This window comes from Yoonia sp. 2307UL14-13 (assembly GCF_037572755.1).
In the GTDB taxonomy this organism is placed as follows: domain Bacteria; phylum Pseudomonadota; class Alphaproteobacteria; order Rhodobacterales; family Rhodobacteraceae; genus Yoonia.
Genome location: NZ_JBBIFZ010000005.1, coordinates 134,474 through 153,097, shown reverse-complemented (window position 1 = coordinate 153,097; position 18,624 = coordinate 134,474). Strand labels below are relative to the sequence as shown.

17 protein-coding genes are annotated in these 18,624 nt (G+C 57.8%); 5 read left to right on the top strand and 12 right to left on the bottom strand.

Annotated elements, in window-relative coordinates; all coding sequences use genetic code 11:
- Positions 1 to 92: 92 nt before the first annotated feature.
- Complete coding sequence (locus V8J85_RS13890; protein ID WP_339954351.1) at positions 93 to 1,535, top strand: mechanosensitive ion channel family protein; 1,443 nt, start codon at positions 93 to 95, stop codon at positions 1,533 to 1,535.
- Here the strand turns inward: V8J85_RS13890 and V8J85_RS13885 are convergent.
- Both V8J85_RS13885 and acs read right to left on the bottom strand, forming a co-directional pair.
- Positions 1,532 to 3,016, bottom strand: a complete 1,485-nt coding sequence (locus V8J85_RS13885; protein WP_339954350.1) for an FAD-binding domain-containing protein — start codon at positions 3,014 to 3,016, stop codon at positions 1,532 to 1,534. The two genes, V8J85_RS13890 and V8J85_RS13885, sit on opposite strands and share 4 nt — an antisense overlap.
- A 114-nt stretch (positions 3,017 to 3,130) precedes the next feature.
- Positions 3,131 to 5,080: an acetate--CoA ligase gene (gene acs, locus V8J85_RS13880; RefSeq protein WP_339954349.1), complete on the bottom strand. Its 1,950-nt coding sequence runs from the start codon at positions 5,078 to 5,080 to the stop codon at positions 3,131 to 3,133.
- A 200-nt stretch (positions 5,081 to 5,280) separates the two neighbouring features.
- Between acs and V8J85_RS13875 the strand changes: the two genes are divergently transcribed.
- Entirely contained in the window at positions 5,281 to 5,754 is a 474-nt protein-coding gene (locus V8J85_RS13875; protein WP_339954348.1) for a YdcF family protein, read from the top strand.
- 68 nt (positions 5,755 to 5,822) lie between these two features.
- On the opposite strand, the gene V8J85_RS13870 is transcribed toward V8J85_RS13875, so the two are convergent.
- The 5 genes from V8J85_RS13870 to V8J85_RS13850 form a co-directional block, all read right to left on the bottom strand.
- A complete protein-coding gene (locus V8J85_RS13870) occupies positions 5,823 to 6,209 on the bottom strand; it encodes a DUF3995 domain-containing protein (RefSeq protein WP_339954347.1) in 387 nt (128 codons plus the stop codon).
- A 62-nt stretch (positions 6,210 to 6,271) separates the two neighbouring features.
- The gene (locus V8J85_RS13865; protein WP_339954346.1) at positions 6,272 to 6,721 is read right to left on the bottom strand and encodes an SRPBCC family protein; all 450 of its coding nucleotides are present in this window, start codon (positions 6,719 to 6,721) and stop codon (positions 6,272 to 6,274) included.
- A gap of 99 nt (positions 6,722 to 6,820) precedes the next feature.
- A complete protein-coding gene (locus V8J85_RS13860; RefSeq protein ID WP_339954345.1) occupies positions 6,821 to 9,112 on the bottom strand; it encodes a glycosyl hydrolase family 28-related protein in 2,292 nt (763 codons plus the stop codon).
- 105 nt (positions 9,113 to 9,217) lie between these two features.
- Positions 9,218 to 9,622 (bottom strand): DUF4864 domain-containing protein, encoded by a 405-nt coding sequence (locus tag V8J85_RS13855; RefSeq protein ID WP_339954344.1) that lies wholly within the window; start codon positions 9,620 to 9,622, stop codon positions 9,218 to 9,220.
- 47 nt (positions 9,623 to 9,669) lie between these two features.
- Entirely contained in the window at positions 9,670 to 11,238 is a 1,569-nt protein-coding gene (locus V8J85_RS13850) for a lysine--tRNA ligase (protein WP_339954343.1), read from the bottom strand.
- Positions 11,239 to 11,346: 108 nt separating this feature from the next.
- On the opposite strand from V8J85_RS13850, the gene V8J85_RS13845 reads away from it, so the two are divergent.
- Together V8J85_RS13845 and V8J85_RS13840 are read left to right on the top strand one after the other, a co-directional pair.
- Positions 11,347 to 11,766, top strand: coding sequence for a tellurite resistance TerB family protein (locus V8J85_RS13845; protein ID WP_339954342.1), 420 nt, complete (start codon positions 11,347 to 11,349; stop codon positions 11,764 to 11,766).
- A 123-nt stretch (positions 11,767 to 11,889) separates the two neighbouring features.
- A complete protein-coding gene (locus V8J85_RS13840) occupies positions 11,890 to 12,084 on the top strand; it encodes a PLD nuclease N-terminal domain-containing protein (RefSeq protein ID WP_339954341.1) in 195 nt (64 codons plus the stop codon).
- Here the strand turns inward: V8J85_RS13840 and dacB are convergent.
- Together dacB and V8J85_RS13830 are read right to left on the bottom strand one after the other, a co-directional pair.
- Entirely contained in the window at positions 12,081 to 13,541 is a 1,461-nt protein-coding gene (dacB, locus tag V8J85_RS13835; protein WP_339954340.1) for a D-alanyl-D-alanine carboxypeptidase/D-alanyl-D-alanine endopeptidase, read from the bottom strand. The genes V8J85_RS13840 and dacB overlap by 4 nt on opposite strands.
- Positions 13,541 to 14,173 (bottom strand): nicotinate-nucleotide adenylyltransferase, encoded by a 633-nt coding sequence (locus tag V8J85_RS13830; RefSeq protein ID WP_339954339.1) that lies wholly within the window; start codon positions 14,171 to 14,173, stop codon positions 13,541 to 13,543. The genes dacB and V8J85_RS13830 overlap by 1 nt, the downstream gene beginning before the upstream one ends.
- Before the next feature lie 87 nt (positions 14,174 to 14,260).
- On the opposite strand from V8J85_RS13830, the gene V8J85_RS13825 reads away from it, so the two are divergent.
- A complete protein-coding gene (locus V8J85_RS13825; protein WP_339954338.1) occupies positions 14,261 to 15,085 on the top strand; it encodes a hypothetical protein in 825 nt (274 codons plus the stop codon).
- Here the strand turns inward: V8J85_RS13825 and V8J85_RS13820 are convergent.
- The 3 genes from V8J85_RS13820 to mgrA are packed head-to-tail and all read right to left on the bottom strand — an operon-like array spanning position 15,069 to position 18,558.
- Positions 15,069 to 15,893, bottom strand: a complete 825-nt coding sequence (locus V8J85_RS13820; protein ID WP_339954337.1) for a TolB family protein — start codon at positions 15,891 to 15,893, stop codon at positions 15,069 to 15,071. The genes V8J85_RS13825 and V8J85_RS13820 overlap by 17 nt on opposite strands.
- Positions 15,890 to 17,506: a glycoside hydrolase family 43 protein gene (locus tag V8J85_RS13815; protein WP_339954336.1), complete on the bottom strand. Its 1,617-nt coding sequence runs from the start codon at positions 17,504 to 17,506 to the stop codon at positions 15,890 to 15,892. Before V8J85_RS13815 ends, V8J85_RS13820 begins: the two co-directional genes overlap by 4 nt.
- On the bottom strand, positions 17,503 to 18,558 hold the full coding sequence (mgrA, locus tag V8J85_RS13810; RefSeq protein WP_339954335.1) for an L-glyceraldehyde 3-phosphate reductase: 1,056 nt from the start codon (positions 18,556 to 18,558) through the stop codon (positions 17,503 to 17,505). The genes V8J85_RS13815 and mgrA overlap by 4 nt, the downstream gene beginning before the upstream one ends.
- Between the last annotated feature and the right edge of the window lie 66 nt (positions 18,559 to 18,624).

Below are 18,624 nucleotides of genomic sequence, written 5' to 3'. Positions count from 1 at the left end.
CTGATATCATCCCCCATTCCATACCGCTCCGCTTGATAGGCCCGCGCGGACCGTGCAACACTTCTTTCAGCCGCACCGGACAAAGGAAACCCATGTCGCGCCACGTCACCATGAAAGGCCCCGATGACGCGATCTCGGAATTGTCGACGGACGAGCAGCTCGAACAGGTGATCGGCATTGGCAGCGAACTTCTGGAACGCGGACAGTTTTTTCTGGAAGCCATGTTCCGCACATGGAATCTGTACCAAATCCTGATTGCGATTGGTCTGCTTGTCGTGGCGCACCTGATGCGGGCACTCTTGGGGCCCCGCATACGGGCGTGGATGGCGGCGCGCGAGAATTGGCCGAAATGGCGGATGCGTATCCTTGCCGTCATTCATCAGCGGCTAAGGGCGATTTTCTTCGTCGGGCTCATCTGGGCCACGATTTGGATCATGCGCGAGATCACCTGGCCAAGCCGCAGTTATCTCCTCAGCATCATCGGCACGCTCGCTTTCGCATGGCTGATGATCGTTTTCGTCACGCGGCTGATCAAAAGCCCATTCCTGCGAAAGGCCGTTCGATACGGGGCATGGACATATGTCACCCTGCGCATTCTCGACCTTCTCCCGCAGGCCGAGCGGCTCTTGGACAGTGCAGGCTTTCAAGTCGGCGAAATCCGCTTTTCCTTGCTGCTGGTCGTACAGGCATTGGTGGTCCTTGGGGCGACCATCACACTCGCCCGCTTTCTCACGACCACGACCTCGAGCCGGGTTCGCCTTAACGACGATATCAGCCCGTCGATGCAGGTTCTGATCATTAAGGGCGTGCAGATCGCCTTTTATGGGGCAGCCCTTTTTATCGGCGTACGTGCGTTGGGCATCGATCTGACAGGCCTCGCCGTGTTGTCCGGGGCCATCGGCGTCGGCCTTGGTTTTGGTCTACAAAAGGTCGTCTCGAACCTGGTCTCCGGCGTGATCATCCTGCTCGACAAGTCGATCAAACCGGGCGACGTCATCAGCCTGGGTGAAACCTTCGGCTGGATCAATTCACTGGGCGCCCGCTATGTTTCTGTCGTCACCCGCGACGGGCGCGAATACCTGATCCCGAACGAAGACCTGATCACTGGCCAGGTGGTCAACTGGTCCCACTCGAACGATTTCGTCCGGCTCGACATCTTTTTCGGGACGTCATATGGCGACAATCCCCATGACGTTCGACGTATCGCCATCGAGGCCGCTCAAAGCGTGGATCGGGTGCTCAAAAACCGCCCCGCCGTTTGCCACATCGTTGGTTTCGGCGATAGTTCCGTCGATTACATCCTGCGTTTCTGGATTACCGACCCAACGGGGGGGCTGACGAATATCAGAGGAAATGTCTATCTGGCGCTTTGGGATGCGTTCAGCGAAAACGGCATTTCGATTCCGTTCCCACAGCGTGAAGTCAAGTTACTGGACAGCGATACTGTGTCGGTTTCGATGCGAAACGGATCAGCGGACGCTCACGACACATCATTTGAGACATCCGAGGTCAAGATCGACAAGCCCGCGCCTTAGAAGTCGAACGCGCCTTGCCGCTGGTCGCGCGTTTTACGGCGGGGATCGCGATCATTGACGAAATGCCCCCGCGGATCTTTCCGACTGGCATGTTTGTCGATCACCCGCGCGGCCTCTGCCCGGAAACCATCACGCCGGTGCACCGCGTAAATCCGATACCGCGCCTCTTTCGCGGCAGCGGTCACATCGACGATTGGGGCCGGATACGCCAGCGTATCCGCATCTTCCCATTTCCAAGGCTCTTGCAAATATGCGTCAGGAACATCGGCCAGTTCGGGCACCCATCTTCGCGTGAACACACCCGTCGGATCCTGATCGTGCCCCTGCTTGATCGGGTTGTAAATGCGGATCGTATTCATCCCAGTCGTCCCAGACTGCATCTGCGTCTGTGGCCAATGGATACCAGCCTCATAGTCCGTAAATTGCCGCGCCAGAAGCAACCCCGTCCGCCGCCAATCAAGCCACAGATGGTATGATGCGACCGCCATCACCATCGACCGCATGCGAAAGTTCAACCAACCCGTCGCAGCCACGTACCGCATACACGCATCAACGAACGGCAGCCCAGTCTCACCCTTTTCCCAGGCCTGTCGACGCGCGCTGTGATCCACCCGAAGCCCTTCGTAGGCGGAATGCAGGCAACGACGCTCGAGCGTTGGTTGGTCCTCCAGTTTTTGCATGAAGTGATCACGCCAAGCCAACCTGGCCTGAAACGACTGCAGTGATTTGGCCCAGTCCCCGTTGACCTCTCGCTGACGGGCAGCCCCGGCCTGCGCAGCCTCGCGACCTGACAGGCAACCCCAGGCCAGATAGGGCGACAGGCGTGAACATGCATTTGCACCGGTCAGAGGCGAGGACATGTCTCGGCGATAGGTTGCACCACGTTCGGTCAGAAAGCTGCCCAAGGTCTTCATTGCCATCGTGCGACCACCTATTTGGCGCTGCGGGCAATAATCAGGCGGCAATAGGTCGGGGACCTCATCAGAAGACGCATTCACGCCACGAACTTCTGACGGCGCCCGCACCTGTTCTTCCCGCAAAAACGTGTTCCGCGCCTTCGCCCACCCATCGCGACCATTCAGGCGACGGACGACTCCGGATTGGGCAAGTTCGGTCCAGATCACGCCATGCACCCGCGCCCAATCCGCTACCGCCAGATCGCGGGCATAGGTCCATGAATTGCCGGTTTCCTCATGGCTGAACATCGCAGAAACAGCGTGGGTCCGGCGCAGGTCGTCCAATATATCCGTAGCGACCCCAACTCGGATCACAAGCCGCAGCCCAATCCCGGTAAGCTGCTGCCTTAGATCAATCAGGCTTTCCTGCACGAAATCCCATTGCCGCACCGACATGTCTGGCTCTTGCCAATAGTCCGGCTCGATAATGTAAAGCGGCAGGACCGGCCCTGCCGCCACTGCTCGGGCCAAGGCCGGATGATCCGCCACCCGCAAGTCTCGTTTGAACCAAAGGATGGATGTCATACACCGTCAAATAGCGGCAAAGCGGAGCGCGTCAAAAAACACTCCGTTCATCATATTTGTCTAGAACACTCCCGTCGGATGCAGCCAGATATCGCCGTCAGGCCGGTGCCGGCCCTATTCGTGGTTCATTCGATTCTCGATCAGATCATCAACCACAGACGGGTCGGCAAGCGTCGAGGTATCGCCCAGTGCTCCGTAGTCGTTTTCGGCGATCTTACGCAAAATGCGACGCATGATCTTGCCCGAACGGGTCTTCGGCAAACCTGGGGCCCATTGCAGCAAATCGGGCTTGGCGATCGGGCCGATCTCGGACCGAACCCATGTTTCCAACTCTTTGCGCAGTTCATCCGACGGGTCCTCCCCCGTCATCAGGGTCACATAGGCATAAATGCCCTGCCCCTTTACCGCATGCGGGTAACCTACCACAGCGGCTTCGGCGACCTTTGCATGCGCCACCAGGGCGCTTTCCACCTCTGCCGTGCCCATGCGGTGGCCAGAGACATTGATCACGTCATCCACCCGGCCGGTAATCCAGTAATAGCCATCGGCATCGCGGCGGCAACCATCGCCCGTGAAATAGTAATTCTTGTAGTCCGCGAAATAGGTCTTTTCGAACCGTTCATGATCACCCCAGACAGTGCGCATCTGGGCCGGCCAACTATCCTTGATGCACAGCACGCCTTCGGCGGCTGTATCGTGTATTTCTTCGCCGGTTGTGGGCTCTAACACTACGGGTTGCACCCCAAAGAATGGCAGTGTCGCCGAACCCGGCTTCGTTGCCGTAGCCCCCGGAAGCGGTGTCAACAGATGCCCCCCGGTCTCTGTCTGCCACCATGTGTCCACGATGGGCACACGCCCCTTGCCAACCACGTTGTTGTACCAGTTCCATGCTTCGGGGTTGATCGGCTCGCCGACTGTGCCCAGCACTTTCAGATCAGACAAATCGTATTTTTCGACGAAATCATTGCCCTGCCCCATCAGGGCTCGAATAGCTGTCGGTGCGGTATAAAACTGATTGACCTTATGTCGTTCGCATACCTGCCAAAACCGACCCGCATCGGGATAGGTCGGCACACCTTCGAACATCAACGTCGTCGCACCATTCGCCAGCGGTCCATAGACGATGTAGCTATGGCCCGTGACCCACCCCACATCGGCGGTACACCAGAAAACATCACCGTCGTGATAATCGAACGTGTACTGGTGGGTCATCGACGCATAGACGATGTACCCACCTGTGGTGTGGACCACACCTTTGGGCTGGCCGGTCGAACCAGATGTATAGAGAATAAACAGCGGATCTTCGGCAGCCATTTCCTCTGGTGGGCAGTCCGCCGAGACTTTCTCCTCCATCTCATGCAACCAGAAGTCGCCATCCTCACGCCAGGCGATCTGCTGTCCGGTCCGCCGAACGCATAGGCATTTGACATCGTGCATCACATTGATCAGCGCCTGATTGACGCTGTCTTTCAGGTTCGTCACACGACCACCCCGCGGGGCACCATCTGCGGTGATCACGACCTTCGCCTGCGATCCGCTGATCCGCGCCGCCAACGCATCGGCCGAGAAACCGGCAAATACGATCGAATGGATCGCGCCGATCCGCGCGCAGGCCAACATCGCATAGGCCGCTTCCGGGATCATCGGCATGTACAGCACAACCCGATCGCCCTTTCTCACGCCCAACTCTTTCAGGCTATTGGCCATCAGACAGGTCTTTTCGTGCAGGATCGCGTAAGTGATATGCAGCGGTTTGTCGTCAGTGCTGTCGGGCTCCCAGATGATGGCCGTCTGATCGCCCCGATCTTTCAGATGTCGGTCGATGCAATTCGCACTGACGTTCAACGTGCCATCTTCAAACCATTTGATATCGATGTTGCCGGGGGCGAAACTGGTGTTTTTGACGGTCGCGTAGGGCTTGATCCAATCAATCCGCTTTCCATGCTCCGCCCAGAAGGCGTCCGGGTCGGCAATGGATGCGGCATACATCGCTTCATACGCCGCCTTGTCAGCATGCGCTTCGCCGGCCAAAGCGGCGGATGGCGGGTAGGTTTTGTCAGTCATGGCATGTCCCCTGATCTGTATTCTGCGCGAACCGGCGGCCGCGATTTCCTCCGAATGCTATGATGATGAGATTACGCAAGAAGCCAAGTCGGACCAAAGTGTCGCGTTGCAATTTGTCAATCTTCACATCTTCTCCGCGCAGAAGATGTCAAAAAATTAACACCCTTTTCATTCCGGTCGCCGAAATCCTAGATTTACATATGGATGCCATTCTTATCCTCGGGGCTGCCGTTTGGGCGGATGGCCCATCCCCCACCCTGCGGCGGCGGACACTGCACGCGGCTAAGCTCTGGCATCAGGGCGTCGCACCCTTGATCGTTCCTTGTGGGGGGCTCGGTGCGCACCCACCAACCGAAGCTGCCGTCATGCGGGATATTTTGCTGCAGGCCAAGGTCGCCGATCGAGCCGTATTGCTCGAGGATCGATCAACATCGACACTCGAAAACATCCGCTTTGCAAGGCGGCTCCTTTCGGGGCCCGTCGTAACGATCGTGACGGACAAATATCATGAACGGCGGGCACTGATGGTTGCACGTCATTTCGGACTCAAAGCGTCGGCATCTTGTCCGCCGCAAACCGGCTCTACGGCGAGACATCGACTCAGAGAGGCATTTGCGCGCCCGGCCTATACCGTTCAGCTTATGCGCATATCCCGCGACGACCGATCCGCCTGACCCTGTCCGCGACTGAACGCTCACCAAGGCAACGCGACGCGCGTCGCGCATCAGGTCGCCGCAAAACCTTACCCAAAAAAGCCGCGCGTCGCGAACAAGACCGCCAGCACAAAACACAACGGCCCAAAGTACATCTGATCAAGGCGCGCGAACGGCTGTTCCGGGGTCATACGGCGCCAAAGCCTCATATAGGCCATTGTCCCACGAACCAGAAAAACAACGGCGCCCCCCCAGGCGATAAACCCGACAACGGTGCCGCTGCCCCACACGACAATCGCCATCATCGTCAAGACGCCCGCGACCAGAAAGCAAGGGATCGGTCCCGGCATCCTGTCGGTATTTCTTGCGCCGACAACAGCATGGGCCAACCGTTCCTCGTCGCGTACGGGAAACCAGATGCCAAATCCCCAAAGGGCATGCACGGCCGCAACAGGCAATAAAATCAAAGTGATCAACAGACTCGAAAGCATTGTTCGCCACTTTGGCACTCACCCCGACAAAGATCAAAGGGCGTACGTCAGACGGGTTGCCGACTTTGCAGCATCCGCAAACGTGGCGGATGCCGCTTGCGATAAACGTACCGGGCCCAAACGCGCATGAGCGGCGTCGTCAGGCCCGCATCGATATGCACCGTATCAGTCAAACGGGCACCTTCATTTTCCGGTACGACCTGAAGAACATGCTCCCATCGACGGATAGATCCGCCGTGTTCGATACTGCGAAAGCAACGCAATGCCGGGTCATAGGCGGCAAGCGTCATGTAATAGTTCATCGGCGGCATCCAACCGAACAACCGCACGCGCACATCAAAGCGGTCGCCCGCTTTCAGTCGTCCCTCGGTTGGCATACCCTCGAATGTGGCAACGCCCCGCATTGCCTCAGCAAAGCATGCAAAGTCTGTCGCAACCTGCCAGACAGCTTCAGGTGGCGCCTGGTAAAAATGACTGATGACGACAGGTTTCGGCATATCGCGATCTCGCTCGATGTGCCGCTATGAATACGCCCATCTTCCAGGATGGAAAGAGCCAACGGCACCCGGTGGTGCCGCTGGCCCTTTCACGGCAAATCAGGCCGATGGTATGTCGGTTCGAACCTGATAGCGGACCGTACCTTTGACGGGCTGTCCCCAGTTTAGATGGACGCTCTGTCCGTCAGCGCCCTGACTGCCTTCAGCCCACGGTTGGTCATGCACCCGTACGTCCACGCCGTTCGTGATAGCCCCGTCCGGCATGACCGCATCGACGAAACGCGCGGGCCCGCCAAAGGGCAGCGTCTCTTCCGTATCCAGCGTCCAAGTCGTTGCTTCGGTCACCTGTGTATGGTCCAGAAACGCTGGATTGAAGGCGGGCAGGTTCACATTGTGATACACATTGTCCGAAAACACCAAACCCCGCGTCCGATTGCGATCAAGGTCGGCAAATGTGGTATCCACATACTCCACACGATCGATCCGCCCGTTCAGGGACCGGAAGACATTACTGACAACCGAGAAACCGTTGATATAGTGGCCTGGGCCATAAGGTTTGATCACGATGAAATTGAACCATCCCGCCACATCATTCGTGGTGAAGATGTTGCCGGTAATCGTAAGACCACCGAACGAAAACTGGTTGCCGAGTGCGGGTGAACTCGAATGCTCGTTCGTCCATTCGATGAAATTGTTGTCGCAGTAATTCCCGGTGAACACCGATTTCGGGTTCAAGGCGGTGATCACAACACCACCTTTGCGCGGGCCGTTAATCTCATCATCACCATGAAACCAGTGATTTGCGGTGATCAGCGTACCTGTCCCCGCCAGAACGCAGAAATGTTTGAACTTGCTGACACGGTTGTCGCGGATTTTGACATCGTTCGCATTCGCATTGAACCCGATCGTGGTGCGCTCCGACACCGGAATCGCCTGCTCGAAAGATATCAACTGACACCGGTCTATCATCATCCCCTGACAGCCGACACCGGGTGACGTGATGCCGCGATCCCTGGGCCGGTTGATAAAGCAATCACGCACGTGGAAGGTAAACCCGTCCGGGCACATCATGATGCCGCTGGCGATCCCGCGGCCCTGGAATTCGATGTCATCGATGACGAACTGGCTGAACTTATCAAAACCAGAGAAGTCCAGCATATATTTGAAGCGCGTAAAGGTGAAGTCCTGGGTGCCTTCCGCATCATAAAGCGGCTGGGTTAGGTCGACCGTTCCCGCGCTGACATTAACGGCACTTACATAAATCTCGCGCCCCACACCATTGCCCGTGACAAGGGAACCAACCGCGATATTGGCCACATTCACGACGTTGGTCAGGCGCTTCTGGTCGGTCACGGCATAAGTCGCCTGCGAGGTCACTACATCCGGATCCCAAGCAGCACCATCTATCGGCTGAAACTGACCGTTACGGATGACACGGCGCGTCTCGAACCGCGTCCGGGTCGGATCGGCGGCTTGCATGTCAACCGGCTCGCTCAAAGAAATCCGGCGCCCGTTCAGGTCCAGCGACTCATGCCCGGATGAGTTGATTAATGCCTGAAAGGCCTTTTTGAACGCGATCTCCTGATCCTCGAACGCCTCCACATACATCTGGTAATTGAAGTCACGGCGCAGGATGAACCGATGCTCTGGCGCTTGCACCACATGACCCTCAAAATGAATGCGATTGTCGATGGTGACGCTATTTTCCAACAAATATGTCCCGGTCGGAACCATGATCGTGCGGCCGGCAGCCGCGGCATCCGCCAGATCAAAGGCCGCGGAATCGTCCGTCACGCCATCGCCTTTCGCACCGTAATCTCGGACATCGACCAGCCCGACCAGATCGCGCGTGAACAGGGCGGATACGTCATCGACCACAATGTCATCGACACGCACCAACCCACCCGATGGACCGGTCAAATCGATCCCCAGGTGCCCATAACTTGCGCCGGTCCAGACCATATCCACGCCTGTGCGATCTGCCGTGGCGATAATGGCGGAAACCTCGACGACCTCACCATAGGTGGTCAGCGTGACCGATGAACCGAATTCCGGCAAACCCGTCGCCTCCGACCCGCCAGCCAAGCCGGCCCAGCCAGAAATGCGCACCGATGGCAATGGCCCCGCTACCGCCTTCACCCGTGCCGTCACCTTCAGATAGCACCCGGGCAGAACCGGTGTCTCACCCATATAGCGCACCCGCGCGACCGGTTCTGTTTTCAGGACCTCCAGACATCCTGCAAAGTCCTGATCAGCCGCCACGAACACACCGTTCCCGCTGGCCGCATAGGTATCCGACCCGGGCGTGCCATCCCCGCTCGACCACACACCCAGGCCCGCCGCAAAGGGCAATGGGTTGAATACAATACCGTCAGTAATCGCCTTGTTCATGAAAAACCCCTCTTGGCATCCGGTGAGCGCAGGTCGCGCCATTCGGTGCAGAGGGGTAATGCGATTGTCTAAAGAGGCGCTGATACCACCGTGACGGTGGCCTGATCAGGCCCCAACGTCGGGCCCAGGTAGCAACTGGACACCGTTGATCTGCCAGCCCTCGGGCGTTTCGATCATCTGATAATCCAGCACATGCAGCCCGCCGCGGGCATCACGCAGCATGATCTTTTGCCAAAGGTTTCCGGACACATCGCGCAGTTCTAAAAATCGCACATCCGCATTGTCCCATACCATGGGATAGCCTTGCTGGACCATCACACCGAAATTACCGGGGTTGCCAAAGATGCGCTTGATATTCGGGCTGGCATATTGCCACGCTCCCTCAACGTCGCGGTCGTTAAACGCCTGCAACTGGCTGCCAATCACATTCTCGATCGCATCCGCATCCTGAGCCAATACGGGTGAGGCCAACATGCAAAACCCAAGAAGAAAAGCAAATAATCTGCGCATAATCCGTCTCCCTTTCATATGGAATACGGCGCAATGCGCAGATCAGTTCACTCGGCCAGGCGTCCTTCGATCAGCGCGATGGTCTCGTCCACACCATAAAGTGCGATAAACCCACCAAAACGCGGTCCCTGCGACGCACCCAACAGCACCTCGTAAAGTGCCGTGAACCATACGCGCAAAGGTTCGAACCCATGCTCTTTACCAACGGCGAAAACCATCGTCTGCAGCTCTTCGGCATCCAATCCCCCATCCCAGGTCTTCAGATGCGCCACCAAATCCTCCATCGCCGCACGCTCCTGATCGGTCGGCGCACGGTAAACCTTCGTCGGCTTTACGAAGTCATTGTAGTAACGCACGGCAAAACCGGCCGCCTGATCCATTTGCGGGTTCTTCTCCGCTGACGCTTCTGGCGCGTAACGCTGGATAAAACCCCAAAGCGTTTCCTTGTCCTCAGCCCCCGAAACCGACGCGAGGTTGAGCAACATCGCAAACGGCACGACCATATCCGACGCGGGCACGTTATGCCCGTGAATGTGGAACACCGGGTTGTTCATCCGGGCGGCGGCGTCCTGATCTGCATAAGCCCGCAACTGCTGGTGATACTCATCGACCGCTTTCGGGATCACATCGAAATGCATTCGTTTGGCCGTCTTCGGTTTGAGGAACATGAAGTATGACAAGCTCTCCGTCGCCGCGTAAGACAGCCATTCATCAATCGAAATCCCGTTGCCGGAAGATTTGGAAATCTTCTGACCATTCTCATCCAAAAACAGCTCATACGAAAAATGGTTCGGCTTCCGTCCCCCAAGTATCTCGCAAATCCGGTCATAGATGGCCGTATTGGTGGCGTGTTCCTTGCCATACATCTCAAAATCGACGTCCAGTGCAGCCCAGCGCGCCCCAAAGTCAGGCTTCCACTGCAGCTTCACGTTGCCGCCGGTCACCGGCAGGGTCCATTCGCGGCCATCTTCATCATCAAATGTGACCTCACCTTTCGCGCCATCGACATTCTTCATTGGCACGTACAAAACACGACCCGTCTCAGGATGGATGGGCAAAAAGATCGAATATGTCCCCTGCCGCTCTTCCCGCAGCGACTTCAACATGACGGCCATCACATCGTCATAGCGTTCGGCCGCACGCAGAAGCACCTCGTCGAACTGACCCGAGCGATAAAACTCCCGCGCCGAGTAAAACTCGTACTCGAACCCGAACGTGTCCAGAAAACGGCGCAGCATGGCATTGTTATGATGGCCAAAGCTCTCGTGCGTCCCAAACGGATCGGGGACAGAGGTCAAAGGCTTCTGAATGTGCTCCTTCAACATCTCTTGCTGCGGCACATTTCCCGGCACCTTCCGCATCCCATCCAGATCGTCCGAGAAGCAGATCAGCTTCGTTGGAATGTCAGAGATTACCGCGAATGCGCGGCGTATCATCGTCGTGCGCAACACCTCACCGAATGTGCCTATATGCGGCAGACCGGACGGGCCATAACCCGTCTCGAACAATACATAGCCCTTTTCAGGCGGCGCTTTTTCATAGCGTTTCAGCAACGCGCGTGCCTCGACAAATGGCCAGGCCTTCGATGTCATCGCCGCGTCGCGAAAATTGCTCATGATCTCTCTCACATTTCGTTGTCGCCCCTGCGGCAACAACACCGCGCACTCCCTATTGCGGCGGGCGGGTCGGGTCAATAAATGAGGTGAAACAGCAAAGGACGCACAATGTTCGAAGACGCACCCCTTAGCGCGCAAGACGCGCTGGCAGCCCTGATGATCGCGGTATCCGCCGCCGATGAACAGATCAGCACGTCTGAACTTGTGAAAATGAGTAATGCGATCAACAACTTGCCTGTCTTTGCAGGCTATGACGCCGAGCGCCTGCCGCGCATGTCTCAGATGGTGTTCGACCTGCTCGAACAGGAAGACGGGCTTGAGGCGCTGTTCGGTCTGATCCGCGACACGCTGCCTGAAAAGCTGTTCGAAACAGCCTATGCGCTGTCGTGTGACGTCGCCGCTGCGGACGGGCGCATCGTCGGGTCCGAGGCCCGGATGCTCGAAGAGATCAGGGATGAGCTGAACCTCGACCGACTACACGCTGCGGCAATCGAACGCGGCGCCCGCGCACGGCACATGACCCTTTAGCAAAAAAGTCGGTTTCTTTCGTTCCGCCAAATTATGAACAAAGTTCAGTCACACATTGAACCAGCAGCTGCTTGAACGATAGCAAAGCCGCAATAATGTCGAAACCAGCCAAGGATTCTCCAAATGCCCATGTTCGTCTTTTTCCTGATCACACTGCCTTGTGCGCTTTATGCCATTCTTCAAGTCATCACGTCCGAGGAAACACGCGCGAACAAGGTCGTATGGACGCTGCTCATTGCATTGGCCCCTTTGGTCGGGTTCATCATCTGGTTCATCGGCGGGCCGCGTACCGCAAAAACCAAAAAAACGGCGGATTAAAGCAACCTGATCCAATTCTGCAGGATATCCTGCTGCAACCGTTTCGCAGCGCGGTTCCAACCGACGGCACCGCGGGGTGATTCGTCTCCGGCCCGTTTGCCCGCCTCGCGCGCCGCGAGGTCTGCCGCGAAAAATGCGAATGAAAGCTGTCGCCCACTTTGCGCCCGAACATAACCGGCAAGGCTGGACACAAAGTTCAGCGTTCCGGTCTTGCCACGAACCTCGCCCGGAAATTCCGACAACCGATCGCCACTGCGATCGGTCAGCGTAACCGGCTTCAGGATGGGATGCAGTGTCGCACGCACCCCATCCGCGGACAGAAACTTCACCATATCCGCCGCCGAGATGCGGGACTGATCACCCAACCCGGAATGATCGACGAAATTGGCACGGGCACCCGCACGTTGTTCGGCCCAACGGGCCATACTCAAAGCCGAAGTTCGCAAACCACGCCGCTGACCGCTGGCGGCGGCACTTGTCGCAAGGCCCGCAGCCTCTGCGGTGATATTGGTCGAAAATCGCAACATGCCGCGCATCATTTGCTCTAGCGGCCGACTCTCGAAAACCGCCAGTTCACTGATCTGCGGAAGGTCGGCGATTTCCTTGGGTGCGGCCAACACAATCCCATGCGACCGGGCAAAAGTGGCGAAGACCTCGCCTGCATAACGCGCGGGATTGCGCACCGGCAGCCAGCGCGACCCACCGTTGTTCAAAGCCCGGCGCGCAACCGTCCATTCATCGACACCTTCCCGGCCTCGATAGGTAAAAACCGGCGAAGCGCGATTGACAACGGCCATCCGGGCAGAGGTCACCTGTGGCTTGAAATTCTCGCTGCGTGCATCCAACACCGTGGTGTAATCATCACCTGATCGCTTCCATTCGAAATACACACGGTTGAAGTTCAGATTCAAACCGGTGATCGTAGGATTGTATCCTAGGTGATCCAGCTGCGACGGATCGATTTCATCCAGATTGACCAGCGCATCGTCCCACACGAGGAAGTCACCATTCACCGTGCTCAGTCCGGTATCCTTCAACCGGTCCGCCAAGGTCGCCAGCTGATCTGTCACGAGGTTCGGATCACCCCCGCCCGCCAAGATAAGATCGCCGTCCAGAACCCCGTTGACCAGCGGTCCCGTTGCTAGCAGGCGCGTGGCAAACCGATGCGCCGGTCCTAATGTCTCAAGCGCGTACAGCGCCGTGACCGCCTTGGTGACACTTGCCGGAGGCAGCCGTAAATCGGGAGCAACCTCCTGCAGAACCTCACCGCTTTCCAAATCCGCAAGTACACAGCCGACATCCCCCGACAGCCGGGCACGGCGGATGATCGTTCCCAAATCGGCGGTCGGAACGATCCGCGCGCGCGGCCGCATCGACGTAAACGGCGCTTCAGCCATCACGCCTGTCGCGACACTCGACAAAACCCCACCAAGAACACCACGCCGCGTGAAAGACATCACCACTGTCCTCTCGCTCGGATGGCCGTCGAGGATTGATGCGACATCGGCAGATTGACGAATGACCACGCCGGTGGCGCCATAAGACCTAGGCAATGGGCTGCCTGTTTCGGCAATCGTGCCTGCGCATAGATGCGCGCAGTCTTCGACATCCGCGCCGCGATCCGATCCCCCGGGCGTGCCATCACGCCGACGGGCACATGATCCATAATCCATCGCCAATCCTGCCAACGATGAAACTGCGCAAGATTATCCGCCCCCATGAGCCAGACAAAACGAACCCCCGAATATCGCCGCCGTAATGCCGCAAGGGTCTCCGCCGTGTACCTTGTCCCAAGACGCGCTTCGATATCCGTGATGATCACGCGCGGGTGGCTCATGATCGCGCGTGCCGCCGCGATGCGCTGCGACATCGAGGCTGGACCCTTTGCCTTCAAGGGGTTGCCCGGGCTCACCAACCACCACAACTGATCGAGACCGAAACGTTTCAACCCAGCCTTGCTGATGTGAACATGCCCTTCGTGTGGCGGATCGAATGACCCACCCAAAAGCCCGATGATCTGCCCCGGTCGCGCGACGGGCGTCGGGTTCATTTCCGTATCCCGTCCGGGCACCTCTGTCGCGTCATGCATCCCATAATTGAAAATTTGGTCGGTTCCCGCTATAATGCCCGCATTTAATTGCGATTTGTACTAGTCATTTCATCAGGGACCAAGTCAATGTCACCTATTAAAGTTATTGCTCAACTGTTCAAAGTATCCCCGAAAATCGCCACCATGATCCTTGCCGGAGTCGGCCTGTTCGCCGCAGCCGCCATCGTGCTAGGGTTCGGCTTCGATATGGCCGATCTGCAACTTGTGGCCATCTACATCCTCATCTTCGCCACCTGCGTAACGGTCTTCACTTTCATCCTCAACGACGGGCGCATGCGGTCGACGATCTGCTGGATCGTCATCGTCGCGTTCGGCGGATGGACCGTTGGGCTCTTCGACTCGGCACTACAAGCCACGGGCCGACTGCCCAGCTTGCCCTGCTATATCCGGATGCCGATCGAACATCCGCAAATGTGCGAGGTGCGGCTCGCCCCGACGATTGCGGTCGTCGGTGAACAGCAGGAGGCCAGGCTGACTTTGCCAGCAATTCGCGGACCCGAAAGGCTCTGGTTGGCGCAGGCGGATGTCACTGCACAGCCCGCGAATCCCCATCTGACCGCAAACACCAACATCTACTTGCAATTCACGCCCAACGTGCCACGTCAGCGGGTGGTCGACCTTGCGGCCAACCTCACGGACCTTAACTGGCACATCGAAGGTGGTGACAAGGGGGGCGAGCAGGTGAAGGCAGGACCGGACCGGAACGAGGTCCGCTATTTTCATCCCGGAGATCAGGCCGCCGCCATGGCGCTAGCGCAAAGCCTGCACGCCCTGAACCCGACAGCCCCGGTCGCCGTGCGGGATTTCACACGCTTACGGCGCGCGGCGCCGGACGGGCAACTAGAGATCTGGGTCAATACGATCGGCCCACGGCTCAATCCGACAAACTAAACCGCATGAACGCGAAACGGCGGCCATCCGGTGCCCAGCAAGGCACGTTAATCGTGCCTTGCCCGCCGAACAGTGCAACCAATTCTTCCGCCGGACCGCCATCTGACGACATCAGACGTAGCGTGACATCCAAACCGAATGGATGACCCTGCGTTCCTGGAGGATAGGCCAGATACAGAATATGCCTGCCGTCAGGCGATGGATGCGGAAACCAGTTCACAGCCCGATCATCCGTCATTCGCTCCATATCCTGCCCATCAGGGCGGACGCGCCACAGGTCCACCCGACCGTCTCGCTCGCCATTGAACCAGATCCGCTCACCGTCTGGCGTGTAGTCGGGGCCATCCACATGATCGAACGTATCGGCAATGCAGGTTTCCGCGCCCCCATGCGCCGGGCAGGTCAACAGCACGAACCGCCCATCCCGTTTGCCGACATAGGCCAGCATGGCCCCATCAGGCGACCAGCCGTGCCAATACGATGGAACGTCCTCCGTCACCCGCAGCGGCGATCCACCCGTAATGGGCAAGGTATAGATGCAACTCCCCTCGGTGCGGCTCTTGTCGCTGATAACAAGCGTCTTCCCGTCCGGCGAAATCCCATGATCATTGTTGCAAGCGACCGCAAAGCCGGCGTCGATCGGCTCCAAAACCGGTGCCTGCAAAGGAACACGATAAAGTCGTCCATCACCGTTGACGATCAGATACCCTTCCGGGTGCCAGTTGGGCGCTTCGATAATGCCCTCATGGACCAATAAGACTTCGACCCGCCTGTCTTCCAGATCATAGATGCATAGCTCACTGATCACGCAGGACGTCCTTTCGTAAGGTGGGTTTCAACCCACCGCCCCGGGGCATAGTCAAAATGCGAAAATCGCGCTTCGGCTGCATGACCGGTTACATCGAAACAGACCATCCCGACGAACGTGCCCGTGAAAGATGCATGCTCGCCGCGCCCACCCTCATCTGAAATGACCGAGGCATCCAGCGCCGGCCCTATCATCTGCCAGTCGTGATCCTGTTTGTACCAGAATTGCTGTTCCTTGCCGTCGACACGAACGCGCAACGACACCAGACCATCTTCAAGCATGATGGGCTTCGCCGGAAAAGCCAAAGCGCCGTCAGGCCGATCCCCCAGACAGGACATGATGGTCAAAACCCGACCATGTCCCGGCTCGTACGTGACCAACACCGCATGAAACTTGTGCCGATTGTAATACGTCGTCAGCCCCGCAGCCTGCTGATACGTCTTCGGATCGAAGGTGACGGTGGTCTCGGCTTCATAAGCCAGATGTTCCTGCCGCCGCGCGACAAGGGACTGTTCGAACCATGACCCAAGGCTGTCTCGCCCGATCAACACCAGCGCATCCGCTTCGACTCGAAAAATCCGGTCCGGCTCCGGCGTCCGCAACCACTGAAAGGCATCCGGCAGCACATCATTGAATGTATATCGCGCGGCCCGGGTCGGTGCCGGTTCCGCCTCGGTCGGCCCCGGCACATCCACCCGCGGCACCGTCCCGCCGGATTTCAAATACAACCAGTCATCGCGCCAAACCACTTCCTCCAACCCGGTTTCGCGACCCAAGGGGCAAAAGGGGCCCGGCAGCGGGCGCCCCATCAGGAAGGTGTGATAGCATTGGCCCCAATGGGTCTCGACATACTGGCCATGACCTGTGCGCTGGATCGGTCCGTTATCAGCATCTGTACAAATCACATGCTTGTCCGGGTGATCTTCATAAGGGCCCCAAATGTCGCGGGACCGGGCCAGGGTCACCGCATGCTGGTAACCGGTGCCACCCTCGGCGGTGGTCAGATAATAGTACCCGTTGCGCTTGAACATGTGCGGCGCCTCGGTCAGGCCGCGATCCGTCCCGACATAAATATTGCGAACGGGTCCGAACAGGCCGCGATCGGGCAACCATTCCTGCAGTAAAATCCCATCGAACGAGGCATGCGCAGGATTACCACCCGTCCCCGGCCCCCGATGGTTCCACTGCACATTCATGAACCACTTGCGACCATCCGCGTCGTGAAACAGGGACGGATCGAAACCCGACGCATTCACGAACCATGGATCGGACCATTCACCATCGATGGTCTCACATGTCGTGATGTAATTCGGCGCATCCTTGAACGCGCCATCCAGCCTTTTCACATCCGTATAGACCAACCAGAACCGCCCATCGGCATATGATAAACACGGCGCCCAAATTCCGCAGCTATCTGGATTGCCGCGCATATCCAGAAGCGAGGCCCGGTTCAAAGGACGCGCCACCAGCATCCAGTTCACCAGATCACGGGAATGATGGATTTGCACGCCCGGATACCACTCGAACGTAGATGTGGCGATATAATAATCTTTCCCCACCCGACAGATCGACGGATCGGGGTTGAAACCCGGCAGGATGGGATTGCGGATCATTTCCCGCGATCCGCCGCGCCCTCTCTGGTCTCGGACGAGGCGGCCCAAAGGTTGATCGCCTCTTCATCGGCGTATTCATCGATTTCGGCCAGCTCTTCCGCCGTAAAATCAAGGTTATCGACCACACCCGCACAATCGATCACCTGACTTGGCTTTGAGGCACCGATCAATGCCGTAGTGATCCCCTCATCACGCAAGACCCACGCAATCGCCATCTGTGCCAGCGTTTGCCCACGACGCTCGGCAATCTCGTTCAGCTTACGGATGTTGTCGATCGCACGATCAGACAGCATCGACGGAAACAACGACTTGTCCTGCGCCGCCCGGCTGTCCTCGGGTATACCGCCCAGATACTTCCTCGTCAGCATCCCCTGCGCCAACGGCGTAAACGCGATCGACCCGATGCCCAATTCGCCCAGTGTGTCCTTCAACCCGTCGCGTTCAATCCACCGGTTCAACATGTTGTACGACGGCTGATGGATCAGACACGGCGTGCCCAGATCATTCAGGATCGCGACGGCCTCACGTGTCCGCTCCGAATTATAGGATGAAATTCCGGCATAAAGCGCACGACCGGACCGAACGATGTAATCCAATGCGCCCATCGTCTCTTCCAGCGGGGTGTTGGGATCGAATCTATGCGAATAGAAGATATCGACATAATCAAGGCCCATCCGCTTCAGGGATTGATCACAAGACGCGACAAGGTACTTGCGGCTACCGAATTCGCCATACGGGCCTGGCCACATCAGATAGCCCGCTTTCGAGCTGATGATCAGCTCATCACGACACCCGGCAAAGTCCTCTTTCAGGATTGACCCGAACGCATGCTCGGCCGAGCCCGGGGGCGGACCATAATTGTTGGCCAGATCGAAATGCGTGATGCCATGATCAAAAGCAGCCCGGCAGATATCGACCTTGGTCTGATGCGGGGTGTCATGGCCGAAATTGTGCCACAGGCCAAGCGACACCGCGGGCAACTGCACCCCAGAACGGCCACAACGACGATAGACCATGCGGTCATAACGATCATCGGCAGGAACATAGACCATTTTCAGCCTCCTATAACGTTTTCGGGCACGGCATCATGAGGCAGGATCAAAGTCAACCTGACATCC